Annotated in this window: 13 protein-coding genes; 7 read left to right on the top strand and 6 right to left on the bottom strand. The window is 72.6% G+C overall.

Annotated elements, in window-relative coordinates:
* Positions 1-455: 455 nt before the first annotated feature.
* Together ACIBU0_RS14575 and cobT are read right to left on the bottom strand one after the other, a co-directional pair.
* Positions 456-1,202: a hypothetical protein gene (locus ACIBU0_RS14575; RefSeq protein ID WP_398816998.1), complete on the bottom strand. Its 747-nt coding sequence runs from the start codon at positions 1,200-1,202 to the stop codon at positions 456-458.
* A gap of 50 nt (positions 1,203-1,252) precedes the next feature.
* On the bottom strand, positions 1,253-2,356 hold the full coding sequence (gene cobT / locus ACIBU0_RS14570; protein WP_398816996.1) for a nicotinate-nucleotide--dimethylbenzimidazole phosphoribosyltransferase: 1,104 nt from the start codon (positions 2,354-2,356) through the stop codon (positions 1,253-1,255).
* Positions 2,357-2,563: 207 nt separating this feature from the next.
* On the opposite strand from cobT, the gene ACIBU0_RS14565 reads away from it, so the two are divergent.
* A complete protein-coding gene (locus ACIBU0_RS14565; protein ID WP_398816993.1) occupies positions 2,564-3,382 on the top strand; it encodes a class I SAM-dependent methyltransferase in 819 nt (272 codons plus the stop codon).
* A gap of 102 nt (positions 3,383-3,484) precedes the next feature.
* On the opposite strand, the gene ACIBU0_RS14560 is transcribed toward ACIBU0_RS14565, so the two are convergent.
* Positions 3,485-4,687, bottom strand: a complete 1,203-nt coding sequence (locus ACIBU0_RS14560; protein ID WP_398816990.1) for a bifunctional adenosylcobinamide kinase/adenosylcobinamide-phosphate guanylyltransferase — start codon at positions 4,685-4,687, stop codon at positions 3,485-3,487.
* A 112-nt stretch (positions 4,688-4,799) separates the two neighbouring features.
* On the opposite strand from ACIBU0_RS14560, the gene ACIBU0_RS14555 reads away from it, so the two are divergent.
* Positions 4,800-5,012, top strand: coding sequence for a hypothetical protein (locus ACIBU0_RS14555; RefSeq protein ID WP_398816987.1), 213 nt, complete (start codon positions 4,800-4,802; stop codon positions 5,010-5,012).
* Positions 5,013-5,054: 42 nt separating this feature from the next.
* Here the strand turns inward: ACIBU0_RS14555 and ACIBU0_RS14550 are convergent, their stop codons facing one another.
* The 3 genes from ACIBU0_RS14550 to ACIBU0_RS14540 form a co-directional block, all read right to left on the bottom strand.
* Positions 5,055-6,140, bottom strand: a complete 1,086-nt coding sequence (locus tag ACIBU0_RS14550; RefSeq protein ID WP_398816984.1) for a S1C family serine protease — start codon at positions 6,138-6,140, stop codon at positions 5,055-5,057.
* Between the two features lie 629 nt (positions 6,141-6,769).
* On the bottom strand, positions 6,770-7,471 hold the full coding sequence (locus ACIBU0_RS14545) for a class I SAM-dependent methyltransferase (RefSeq protein WP_398816981.1): 702 nt from the start codon (positions 7,469-7,471) through the stop codon (positions 6,770-6,772).
* 83 nt (positions 7,472-7,554) lie between these two features.
* The gene (locus ACIBU0_RS14540) at positions 7,555-8,193 is read right to left on the bottom strand and encodes a DUF3043 domain-containing protein (protein ID WP_398818253.1); all 639 of its coding nucleotides are present in this window, start codon (positions 8,191-8,193) and stop codon (positions 7,555-7,557) included.
* 260 nt (positions 8,194-8,453) lie between these two features.
* Between ACIBU0_RS14540 and ACIBU0_RS14535 the strand changes: the two genes are divergently transcribed.
* The 5 genes from ACIBU0_RS14535 (at position 8,454) to ACIBU0_RS14515 (ending at position 11,946) form a co-directional block, all read left to right on the top strand.
* Positions 8,454-9,245: a PspA/IM30 family protein gene (locus ACIBU0_RS14535; protein WP_398816979.1), complete on the top strand. Its 792-nt coding sequence runs from the start codon at positions 8,454-8,456 to the stop codon at positions 9,243-9,245.
* A 42-nt stretch (positions 9,246-9,287) separates the two neighbouring features.
* Positions 9,288-9,566, top strand: a complete 279-nt coding sequence (locus ACIBU0_RS14530; RefSeq protein ID WP_398818250.1) for a hypothetical protein — start codon at positions 9,288-9,290, stop codon at positions 9,564-9,566.
* 95 nt (positions 9,567-9,661) lie between these two features.
* Complete coding sequence (locus ACIBU0_RS14525; RefSeq protein ID WP_398816976.1) at positions 9,662-10,906, top strand: sensor histidine kinase; 1,245 nt, start codon at positions 9,662-9,664, stop codon at positions 10,904-10,906.
* A 116-nt stretch (positions 10,907-11,022) separates the two neighbouring features.
* Positions 11,023-11,706: a response regulator gene (locus tag ACIBU0_RS14520; protein ID WP_398816973.1), complete on the top strand. Its 684-nt coding sequence runs from the start codon at positions 11,023-11,025 to the stop codon at positions 11,704-11,706.
* A gap of 117 nt (positions 11,707-11,823) precedes the next feature.
* Entirely contained in the window at positions 11,824-11,946 is a 123-nt protein-coding gene (locus ACIBU0_RS14515) for a hypothetical protein (RefSeq protein ID WP_398816970.1), read from the top strand.
* The last annotated feature ends 8 nt before the right edge of the window (positions 11,947-11,954 follow it).

Below are 11,954 nucleotides of genomic sequence, written 5' to 3'. Positions count from 1 at the left end.
GCGGTGCGCGCCCACCGTCACGACCGCCGACCGCCGCTGACGCCGACGCACGGCAGCCACCCCCGCACAGCATCAATAGCGCCTGCGCCAAGGCCGCCTTGCGCGTCTACTGTCGCGACCGCCGCTGGGCGCGGCCGCGCCGTGCTCTGGAGGATTGGCTGGGTGGCAAACCTGGCGCGGTGCCGGTGTCACGGTCGGCCGCCGTTGATGCTGCGGCGTATGGCAGTGACTCCTGCTCAGCACCAGGAGCGCCTGCGTTGGGTTCGCCCTGGTGCGGCTGCTGTCATGACCGCCGTTGGGCGCGGTCGTGCCGTGCTCTGGAGGATTGGTTGGGTGGTGAACCTGGCGTGGTGCCCGGTGTCACGGTCGGCCGCCGTTGATGCTGCGGCGTATGGCAGTGACTCCTGCTCAGCACCAGGAGCGCCTGCGTTGGGGTCGCCCTGGTGCGGCTGCTGTCATGACCGCCGCTGGGCGCGGCCGTGCCGTGCTCTGGAGGAAGGGCTGGGTGGCAGACCCGACGCGGCGCCCGGTGTCGCCGTCGGCCGTCGCTGACGTCGGCGCAGCGCAGATGCCCCGCACAGCACCAGCACCGCCGCGATCGCCGCCAGGTGCTCCTTTCCCGCGAGGTTCTCCTTCAGGGCCACCTCGACCACCATCGCCGCGATCACGGCACCGGCCGTGGCGTAGGCGCCGTAACGCCACCCGAGGAACACCGCCAGCCCCACCACCGCCGCGGACGGCCCCGTGTCCACGACCCGGGCGTCCGAGGCGGGCAGGCCGAGGGGGTGGTCCGGGCCGAGCGCGATGGCCACGCGCGCGTACAGGGTGCCGGCGAGGGTCGCGACGTAGGCGATGACGAGGGTCCGCCACCAGCCCAGACAGATCTCCGCGATTCCGAACACGACCAGCATCTGTGCGAGCGCACCCCAGACCGGCAGGTCGAGAGCGGGGACGAACAGGGACAACGGCGTCCGCAGGAGCGCCAGCCAGAGGGGGTCCCCGGCCCGGACGGCGCCGAGGTTCTGGACGGGCCGATATCCCCAGGCCTGGTTCTGCGCGAGCTGCATGACGCCGGTCAGGCACACGACCCCGACGGTCATCGGGGCGGCCCACCACCGGCGGGCCCGCAACGGCCCCCGAACGGCGACGTACAACGCCCCCCACTCCGCGCGGGCCCAGCGGCCGAGGGTGTCAACTCTCACGAATGCGGATCATATGTCCGTGCTTGCAGTGAGCTGGCCGTTTCGTCCCTCTACTCGGCCTCTGTCGGTCCCTTCGGCCCCTCCGACTCCTCCGGCTTCTCGGCCTCTGTCGGCTTCTCCGGCAGCTCCGCGGCCAGTGCAGCCGCCGCCTGGACCATCGGGAGGGCCAGCAGGCCCCCCGCCCCCTCGCCCACCTTCACGCCCTGGCCCAGGAGCGGCTCCAGGGCCATCCGGTCCAGCGCCTTCGCCTGCCCCGGCTCCCCGCTGTCGTGCGCGGCCAGCCACCAGTCCGGTGCCCGGAACGCGATCCGCTGCCCGACCAGGGCGCAGGCGGCGACCACCACCCCGTCCAGCACGACCGGCATCTTCCGCACCGCGCTCTGCAGCAGGAACCCGGTGATCGCGGCGAGGTCGGCCCCGCCCACCGTCGCGAGCAACTGCAGCTGATCCCCGAGCACGGGCCGGGCCCGGCGCAGGGCGTCCCGGATCGCCGCGCACTTGCGCATCCACGCGAGATCGTCGATGGCCAGCCCGCCCCGCCCGGTGACCACGGAGGCATCCGTCCCGCACAGCGCAGCGACCAGCACCCCGGCCGCCGTCGTCCCGCCGACGCTCACATCGCCGAGCACCACCAGATCCGTACCGGAGTCGGCCTCCTCGTCGGCCACCGCCACCCCGGCCCGGAAGGCGGCCTCGGCCTCCTCGAGCGTCAACGCGTCCTCGATGTCGATACGACCGCTCCCACGCCGCACCCGATGCCGTACGACGGCCTCCGGCAGCGACGCCGGATCGCAGTCCAACGCCATGTCGACGACCCGCACCGCAACCCCGAGCCGCCGCGCGAGCACGGACACCGGCCGGCCGCCCTCGAGGATCTCCCGCACCAACTCCCCGGCGCCGCCCGCCGGCCGCGCCGACACGCCGAGTTCGGCGATGCCGTGGTCCCCGGCGAACAGTACGACCCGCGGCTGTTCGATCGGCCGCACCGGTACCGCGGACTGCGCCGCCGCCAGCCACTCACCCAGTTCGTCGAGGCGGCCCAGCGCCCCGGGCGGCACGATCTGACGCTCACGGCGCGCTTCGGCGTCCCGGCGCACCCCGCCGTCGGGGCGCTCGATCAGATCGGTGAAGTCGTCGAGATTAAGCGAGCTCATTCGCCGAACAGTACCGGCACCGGTCGAACAGCACGGCGTCACAGGGTGACCGGGGGCTCCGCCACGTCACCGCCACATCCGCGCGACGTCGTTGCACCCAAGATCGCCATCCCATACGTTCCGTTTTGCTGTGGATTGTCGGGGCATGCTCGCAGCACCGTTCCGCCGTACGCCCCCGCCGTACGCCCTTCGCGCCCGGGAGCCGCCATGACCGCGACCGCACCCTCCGAACGACGCCGCGCCGGCTGCGCGTTCACCCTCGCCGCATGCCGGGACCACACCTACGCCCCCCGGTTCCTCAGACTCGTACGACAGCCGTCGCCCCGTCACCTGAGAGCCGCGGCCCGCGCGGCGCTCCCCTTCCCCGAGCCGGAGAGCTGGCTGGACGTGGGCACGGGCGACGCCCGCTTCCCGGAAGCGGCGAAGGAGGTCTTCCCCTACACGGCGTTCGACGGCCTGGACCCGACCCATCGGGTCCTCCACGCGCGCGTGGAGGAGCGGATCGAAGAGGCCCACGTAGGGCAACTGACGGACCCTCGGATCACGGCCCGTCTGCGCGCCCGCTACGACATCGTCAGCATGCTCCGCCACCTGGAACACACCCAGGACCCTCGGGCGGAGCTCCGCGCCGCCCTCTCGGTCCTGCGCCCGGGCGGCCACCTCATCGTCGAACTCCCCAACCCGCGCAGCGCGTTCGCCCTGCTGTTCGGCACGGCATGGGTTCCGCAGAGCCCGCACGGCCACCTGCACCTGCTGCCCCTGCGCACCCTCAAGGAAGAACTGCGGTCCCTGGGCTGCACGATCGTCGCGACGGACCGCCGTACCTCACACATCCCGTACGACCTGGCGGCCACGATCGCCCTGGTGCTGAACCTCCTCCTGGGCCCGGTACTGGCGGTGCTGGGCGCGCCCTTGGTGGCCGCCGCGTGCGCGGTCGACCTGGTCCTGGCCCCCTTCCTCCGCCGTACCCCCTTGTCGAACGGATACCGAGTAGTCGCCCGCAAGGAGCCATCCGGAGGAGCCTGAGGCCCGAATTTCCGGTCACCGCAACGCCCTATAAGGGGCGCGGGGAACTGCGCGACCAGCCACGACGGACCCGCAGCCGCCCGACGACAAACCGCGGCACCCTCATCCGCGAAGCACAAGCGCCTGCCCCGCAACCACCAGAACCACCTGCTCGCACTCACCCGCGAACGCGGCATTCAGCCGCCCCAGCTCATCCCGATACCGCCGCCCCGACGCCGTGGCCGGCACGATCCCCGACCCCACCTCATTGGACACGGCGACGACGGTCCGCCGAGTCGTCCGCACCGCCTCCGTGAGCTCGCGCACGCGATCCCGCAGCGCCCGCTCCCCGCCGTCCGCCCACACCGCGTCGTCCCACGCCCCCACGGCGTCCATCGCGTCCGTCAGCCACAGCGACAGACAGTCGATGAGCAACGGCGCCCCGTCCTCGGCCAGCAGGGGCACCAGGTCGCACGTCTCGGTCGTACGCCACGACCCCGGCCGCCGCTCCCGGTGCGCGGCGACCCGCGACGCCCACTCCGTGTCCCCGCCCCGGGTGCCGCCGGTCGCGACGTACAGCACATCGGGGAAGGCCTCAAGGCGTCGCTCCGCCTCCACCGACTTCCCGGACCGCGCCCCGCCCAGCACCAGGGTCCGCCGGGGCACGTCCGGCACGTCCTCGTACGCGCCCACCACCAGCGTCGTCCCGTCCGGCACCGCCCGCGCCCCCGCCGCGGCCAGCCGCCGCTGCAACTCGGTGCCCGGCGGCACGTCATGGTCCAGGTGGACGGCGACGACATCCGTCGTCGGGCCGACCGCGCCCACCGCCCGCAGCTTGGCCAGGGCGTCCGGCCGTCCCACGACATCGGCGACCACCATGTCGTACATCCCGACGGACCCCTCCTCAAGGCCGGCCGGCGCACCCCCCGGCGGCAGATACAGCAGCCGCTGCCCGTCCGGCCCGGTCACCGCGTACCCCGTGCCCGGCGAGTCCATCGCCACCGCCCGCACCCGATGCCCCGTCAGCAGCGTCAACTCCTGCCCGTCCGGCACCCGACCGGGCTGCGGTACCCCCGCCGGCACCTCGACGGCCGGCCCGCCGTGCGGATGCGACAGCAGCACCTGCCGTACGCCGCCCAGCGACCGCCCGGCCCGCGCCGCCGCGAACGCCGCCCCGGGCGTCAGATCCAGCAGCAGCGCCCCGTCCACGAGCAACGCCGTGGCCGCCCGCGCATCATCGGCGAGCGCGCTCGCACAGGCCGCACAGGGACAGTCGGGGCGGGGGAGTCCCGCGGGGGCACCGGTGCCGAGGAGAGTGAGTTCCACGCACCGATTTTCGCGTGTCTGCGCAGGTGCCGCCCATCCGACTAGGCTCAGAGCAGGAGCCGGACCAAGATCCGGCTTCTCCTGTGCACGTGCCGACACCTTGGAGGCGTACATGGCGGCATGGACGTGGCGGTTCGAGAAGGCCGACGGGGCGGAGGTCCAGCCCGCGGTGCAGCCCGAGGAGTTCACCACCCAGGGGGACGCCGAGTCCTGGATCGGGGAGCACTGGAAGGCGCTGGCGGAGGGCGGTGCGGACCAGGTGCGGCTGTTCGAGGACACCACGGAGATCTACGGGCCGATGAGCCTGCACGCCGAGGAGGCGTAGGAGGAGGGTGGGGTGGGGGAGAGGCCTCACCCCACCGCCCTTTCACTGCTCACCCAGCGTCACATCCACGGTCTTCTCCTCGCCGTTGCGCGTGTACGTCACGGTCGTCCGCTCGCCCGGCCGGTCGGAGGCCAGCTCCTCGGCGAGTGAGGTGATGGTGGTGATGTCCGTGTCACCGAGCCGGGTGATGACGTCCCCGGGCTCGATTCCGGCCTTGTCGGCCGCCCCGCCCGCCATCACGTCGACGACGGCGACGCCCGCGACCTCGTAGTCGTCGTTCACGACCGTACGGCCCGTGATGCCGAGCGCCGCCCGGCCCGAGTCGGTGACCCGGCCGTCCTTCACGATCTGGTCGGCGATCGTCCGCACCGTCGACGCCGGGATCGCGAACCCGATGCCGGGTGCCGCGCCCTGACCCGTGCCGGGGTCGGTCGCCGCGAGGGTCGGGATGCCGATGACCCGGCCGTCGAGGTTCACCAGGGCGCCGCCGCTGTTGCCGGGGTTGATGGCGGCCGACGTCTGCACCATGTTGGCGATCGTCGCGCCCGTACCGCCGTCCCCGCGGCCCTCGGTGACGGTCCGTCCGGTCGCCGAGACGATGCCCTGGGTCACGCTGGACGACAGCCCCAGCGGCGAGCCCATGGCCAGCACGATCTGCCCGACGTCGACCTTCGCCGAGTCCCCGAACGCCGCCGCCTTCAGCCCCTTGGGCGCCTTGTCCAGCTTGATGACCGCGAGATCCTGCTGCGGGTACGAGAAGACGAGCCGTGCGGTGAGGGTGTCCTCGCTGTTGGCGGTGGTCACCCGGAAGCTGTCCTCGTTCCCGACGACATGCGCGTTGGTGACGATGTGCCCCTGGCCGTCGTAGACCACGCCCGATCCCAGATCGGTCCGTGCCTGGATCTGCACGACCGACGGCAGGACGTCTCCGATCACCTTCAGATAGCCCTCCTGCAGATCGTCGACCGCCCTCCGGGCGGCGGCCTGCGCGGCCTGCGTGGTCGCGTCCTCCCTCTCGCGCGCGTGCGAGGACGGGAAGCCGGAGCACGCGGAGAGGAGCCCGAGACAGCACAGCAGGGCGACGGCCCCGACGACCGGCCGAAGGGCACGCAAACGGCGAGCATCCATGCCCCGAGTCTCACCGCGAACCGCGAACCCGTCCTGCGCTGCTCACCCGAACGAGCCCCGGCGCTGCGCGCGTGACCGCTTCTGGCCGCGCCCCAGGGCCCGTCCGACAAATCAACGCCTGCCCTGCGACGCGTGCCACCCATACCCGCCGCCGACGTGTGTGGGACAGGCCCCAGGCCGTGTCCCCAAAGTCCGGCCCACCCTGCGACGCCTGGCACGCTCCCTCAGAGGGGTACCTCCGCCCGGTACGCCGGCCGCACGCACGAGATGCCCGCTCCGCGAGGCCCGGCACCCATGCCCGCGGCGTTGCCGAACCGCCCACGTGGCTCCTCCGGCACGCGCGACCCGAGGGTCGTCCGGCCCGTGCGGGTGGACCCCATCGCGGTCGGCCGGGCCGTCTTCGGGCGGACGACGGCGACGTGCCGGAGGGGCCTGAGGCCGTGTCCGCGAAGTCCCGCGTGCCCCGCGACGCCTGGCACGCTCCCTCACCAAGGGGTATCCCCACGCGCCGCACCGAGCGAAAGCCCGCGTAGGTCCAGTACGAGGGCTTCCGCTCGGCATGTCGAGAGCGCGCGCCAGACGTCGCGGGGCCCGTTCTCCGGGCGGACGGCGGGACTATGAGGACGCGACTAGCCGCGCACTCCGCACAGATGCAGCAGCGCCGCGACGCTCCGATAGGGGTCCGTCTTCCCGGCCCGCTCCTCGACCGCCAGCAATGTCTCCACGTCCGCCGGGATCGGAGCGCCGTCGGCCGCCGTGTCGGTGAACACCCGCACCCCGTACCAGGCGTGCAGCGGCGCTCCGATGCCCGCGAGGGTCGCCGTCAGCTCGGCGAGCCGGTCGGCCCGTACGTCGAGTCCCAGCCGATTGCGGTACGCGGTGGTGTCGAAGGCGGCCAGCGCCCCGGCCCAGTCCCCGGCCAGGCCCGGCCGCATGGCCAGCGCGTCGCCGTTGCGCACGAGCAGGGACAGCAGTCCGCCCGGGGCTAGCATCCGTGCCAGCCCGGCCAGCAGCGGATCGGGCTCCTCGATGTACATCAGCACGCCGTGGCACAGCACGACGTCGAAGCTGCCCGGCAGGAAGTGGACGCCCGTGTCCCGTCCGTCCCCCTGGACGATACGGACCCGCTCCCGGATCCCCTCGGGCTCGCCGGCGAGCTCCTCGCGGGCGGCCGCGACCATCTTCGGGTCCTGCTCGACACCGGTCACCTGGTGCCCGGCGCGGGCCAGGCGCAGCGCCTGCGTGCCCTGGCCCATGCCCACGTCGAGCACCCGCAGCCGCTGCCCGACCGGGAACCGCCCGGCTATCTGCTCGTCGAGCTGCCGGGCCACCAGCTCCTGCCGTACGACATCACGCAGCCCGCCCAGCTTGCTCAGCCAGGCGTCGGCCGCACCCCCGGAGAACGCCGTTGTGCTCAGGGCCGCTCTCCGCGCTTGACCTGCGGCTTCGGCAGCCGGAGCCGACGCATCTGCAGGGAACGCATCAGCGCGTAGGCGACGGCGCCGCGCCTGTTGTCGTCGGGGAAGCGCTCGGCCAGCCGCTTCTTCAGACGGAAGCCGGTGACGAACGAGTCCAGCACGATCAGCACGATCACGACCAGCCACAGCAGCAGCGCGATGTTCTGCAGCGACGCCACCCGGACCATGCTCAGCACGAGGATGATCACGGCCATCGGCAGGAAGAACTCCGCGATGCTGAAGCGCGAGTCGATGAAGTCACGCGCGAACTTGCGGACCGGACCCTTGTCACGGGCCGGCAGATACCGCTCGTCGCCCCCGGCCAGCGCCTGGCGCTGCTTCTCCAGCGCGGCCCGGCGCTCCTCGCGCTGGCGCTTGGCGGCGTCCTTGCGCGTCATCGACGTGTTGGCCACGCTGCGACGCTGCGACTGGGCCTCACTGCGCTTGGGCGTGGGGCGGCCCTTCGGAGCCTCGGGGTGACGGGTCTGATTGGAGTCGGTCACCGGCGCCTTGTCGGCGTCCTGGGCCTTCTCATCCTTGGCACGGCTACGGAACACAAAACCCAAGGGTACGGGGTGCCGGGGGTTGGACCCCAGCCCCGGTGGGAACGATCCGGCAACGCCAGTCGTCGTAGGGGGACAGAGGGGACGTTGCAGACGGTTCGTTCGGCGTGGGGCACCCGGGTGTCACCTACTCCTTGCGCCGGAGCGGGGCCGCACGCAGTCGTCCTTGGGGATGAGCGCATCCGTCCCCGAACAGTGCGTCAATGGATGCAGGGCCCGTACTGTGGGTTCTGTCGCAGGAGCTGGAGCTGGAGTCCGTCAGAAGGGGGCGCGCGAAGCCCATGAGCGGTGTCATGAAGCGTATGGGGATGATCTTCCGCGCGAAGGCGAACAAGGCCCTTGACCGGGCCGAGGACCCGCGCGAGACCCTCGATTACTCGTACCAGAAGCAGCTGGAGCTGCTCCAGAAGGTCCGCCGCGGCGTCGCCGACGTGGCCACCTCGCGCAAGCGCCTGGAGCTCCAGCTCAACCAGCTGCAGTCGCAGTCCACGAAGCTGGAGGACCAGGGCCGCAAGGCGCTCGCGCTGGGCCGCGAGGACCTGGCCCGCGAGGCGCTCTCGCGCCGCGCCGCCCTCCAGCAGCAGGTGACGGACCTGGAGACCCAGCACGCGACCCTGCAGGGCGAGGAGGAGAAGCTCACCCTCGCGGCCCAGCGCCTGCAGGCGAAGGTCGACGCCTTCCGCACCAAGAAGGAGACGATCAAGGCCACGTACACCGCGGCCCAGGCGCAGACCCGGATCGGCGAGGCGTTCTCCGGCATCTCGGAGGAGATGGGCGACGTCGGCCTGGCCATCCAGCGGGCCGAGGACAAGACGGCCCAGCTCCAGGCGAGGGCGGGAGCCATCGACGAACTGCTCGCCTCGGGCGCCCTGGACGACCAGTCCGGCATGCACAAGGACGACATCCAGGCCGAGCTGGACCGGCTCTCCGGTGGTACGGATGTAGAGCTGGAGCTGCAGCGCATGAAGGCTGAGCTGGCGGGAGGCCCGTCGGCCGGCCAGCAGGCCATCGAGGGCGGCACGGGCGCTCAGTCGCAGCAGTCCCAGCAGCAGCCGCAGGACACCCCGCGCTTCGACAAGCAGTAGCCGACGGGCGGGGCCCATGCCGAGGAGGGCACGATGGGCGACATGATCGTCCGGATCATGGGTGAGGGGCAGGTGCAGCTGTCCGACAGCCATCTGCCCGAGCTGAACAAGCTCGACGACGAGCTCCTGCGGGAAATGGAGAACGGCGACGGCCCCGGCTTCCGCCGCACCCTGGCCGCCCTCCTCGCCAAGGTCCGCGAACTGGGCGAGCCCCTGCCGGACGACTCCCTGGAACCGTCCGAGCTGATCCTGCCGTCCCCGGACGCGACGCTGGAGGAGGTCCGGGAACTGCTGAGCGACGACGGCTTGATCCCGGGCTGAGCCGGGGGCTCCCCGTACCAGGATGTCATGTGCAAGGGGAGCCCCTGCTCGTCCCCCGTTCCAAGCCCCGCAGCGACGCCGTACCGTAATCAGACGTGAGCACCCTCGACCGCGCCCGGCGGCATCTCAAGGCGCACCCCATGGCGCTGGACGCGGCTCTGGCCGTCGGCGTACTGGCCTGCATGGTCGCCGGCTCGTTCGTGGACCCGCACGGCAAGAGCGGGGTGACCTGGACGCTGCGCACCCCGGACCTGCTCAGCCTCCTGCTCATCACCCTCGGTGCCGCGGCCCTGGTCTTCCGCCGCCGCGCCCCCATGACGGTCCTCGCCCTCACCGGCGCCGCCTCCGTCGTCGAGTCCGTCACCGGCGACCCCCGCGCCCCCGTCGCGATGTCCGCGGTCATCGCCCTCTACACCGTCGCCTCGACCACCGACCGCCCCACCACCTGGCGCGTCGGCCTGCTCACCATGACCGTCCTGACCGGCTCCGCGATGCTCGCCGGCCCCCTGCCCTGGTACGCCCAGGAGAACCTCGCCATCTTCGCCTGGACCGGCATCGGCGCCACCGCCGGCGACGCCGTCCGCAGCCGCCGCGCCGTCGTCGACGCCATCCGCGAGCGCGCCGAGCGGGCCGAGCGCACCCGCGAGGAGGAGGCCCGCCGCCGTGTCGCCGAGGAGCGCCTGCGGATCGCCCGGGACCTGCACGACGTCGTCGCCCACCACATCGCCCTCGTCAACGTCCAGGCCGGCGTCGCCGCGCACGTCATGGACAAGCGCCCCGACCAGGCCAAGGAGGCCCTGGCCCACGTACGCGAGGCCAGCCGCTCCGCGCTCAACGAACTCCGCGCCACCGTAGGCCTGCTGAGGCAGTCCGGCGACCCCGAGGCCCCCACCGAACCCGCCCCCGGCCTCGACCGCCTCGACGAACTCGCGGGCACCTTCCGCAGCGCCGGCCTCCAGGTGGAGGTCGCCCGTGCCGACCAGGGCAGCACGCTGCCCGCCGCCGTCGACCTGGCCGCCTACCGGGTCATCCAGGAGGCCCTCACCAACGTGCAGAAGCACGCGGGCCAGGACGCCAAGGCCGAGGTCAGCGTCGTCCGCGTGGGCCCGAACATCGAGATCACCGTCCTCGACGACGGTGCCGGCGAGGACGACCCCGCCGAGGGCGGCGGCCACGGCCTGCTCGGCATGCGCGAGCGCGTCACCGCCCTGCGCGGCACCCTCACCACCGGCCCCCGCTACGGAGGCGGGTTCCGCGTCCATGCGATCCTGCCGGTCAAGAGCCGCACCCGCGCCGCGGAGCCCGCGCAAGCCGCAGGAGCAGCGGAAGACGGCGTATGACCGCCCGACGCCCCCATGTACGACCGCCGTATGACGACACCGCGGAACTCACCCGTACCCCGCGGAAGTTGTCGTAGGGCAAAGCCCGTCACCTCGTCCCCCGCAGAGGACCCCGCATGACCATCCGCGTCCTGCTCGCCGACGACCAGGCCCTCCTCCGCAGCGCCTTCCGGGTGCTCGTCGACTCCGAGCCCGACATGGAGGTCGTCGCCGAGGCCTCCGACGGGGCGCAGGCGGTGCGGCTGGCCAAGGAGGCGCGGGCGGACGTCGTGCTGATGGACATCCGCATGCCCGGCACCGACGGCCTCGCCGCCACCCGCATGATCAGCGCCGACCCGGCTCTCGCCCATGTCCGGGTGGTCATCCTGACCACGTTCGAGGTCGACGACTACGTCGTGCAGTCGCTGCGCGCCGGGGCCTCCGGCTTCCTCGGCAAGGGCTCCGAACCCGACGAACTCCTCAGTGCCATCCGCGTCGCGGCCGGCGGTGAGGCCCTGCTCTCACCGGCCGCCACCAAGGGCCTGATCGCCCGTTTCCTCGCCCAGGGCGGCAGCGCGGACGACGACCGCGATCCGGCCCGCACCGAGCGGCTCGACGCCCTCACTGTCCGGGAGCGCGAGGTTCTGGTGCAGGTCGCGGGCGGGCATTCCAACGACGAGATCGCCGAGCGGTTGGAGGTCAGCCCGCTGACCGTGAAGACGCACGTCAACCGGGCCATGTCCAAGCTCGGCGCCCGCGACCGCGCCCAGCTCGTGGTGATCGCGTACGAGTCGGGGCTGGTCCGTCCGAGGGTGGAGTGACCGTCGTCCCGTGTACTGGGCCCGGTAGCGCCGTCCGCGTCGTGGCTGGCGGTGAGGCCTTGCTCTCGCCGGTGGCCACCAAGGGGCTGATCGCCCGTTTCCTCGCCCGCGGCGGCAGTGCGGACCGCGACCGCGACCCGGCCCGGTCCGAGCGCCATGTCCAAGCTCGGCGCCCGCGACCGCGCCCAGCTCGTGGTGATCGCGTACGAGTCGGGGCTGGTCCGTCCGAGGGTGGAGTGACCGTCGTC

The organism is Streptomyces sp. NPDC049627, assembly GCF_044465645.1.
In the GTDB taxonomy this organism is placed as follows: domain Bacteria; phylum Actinomycetota; class Actinomycetes; order Streptomycetales; family Streptomycetaceae; genus Streptomyces.
This window is presented reverse-complemented; position numbering and strand designations above follow the sequence as displayed.

Bases quoted from the DNA above. Each gene is read 5' to 3' on its own strand.
- cobT (WP_398816996.1), bottom strand. From the start codon at position 2,356: ATGAGCTCGCTTAATCTCGACGACTTCACCGATCTGATCGAGCGCCCC.
- ACIBU0_RS14565 (WP_398816993.1), top strand. From the start codon at position 2,564: ATGACCGCGACCGCACCCTCCGAACGACGCCGCGCCGGCTGCGCGTTC.
- ACIBU0_RS14555 (WP_398816987.1), top strand. From the start codon at position 4,800: ATGGCGGCATGGACGTGGCGGTTCGAGAAGGCCGACGGGGCGGAGGTC.
- ACIBU0_RS14550 (WP_398816984.1), bottom strand. From the start codon at position 6,140: ATGGATGCTCGCCGTTTGCGTGCCCTTCGGCCGGTCGTCGGGGCCGTC.
- ACIBU0_RS14535 (WP_398816979.1), top strand. From the start codon at position 8,454: ATGAAGCGTATGGGGATGATCTTCCGCGCGAAGGCGAACAAGGCCCTT.
- ACIBU0_RS14530 (WP_398818250.1), top strand. From the start codon at position 9,288: ATGATCGTCCGGATCATGGGTGAGGGGCAGGTGCAGCTGTCCGACAGC.
- ACIBU0_RS14520 (WP_398816973.1), top strand. From the start codon at position 11,023: ATGACCATCCGCGTCCTGCTCGCCGACGACCAGGCCCTCCTCCGCAGC.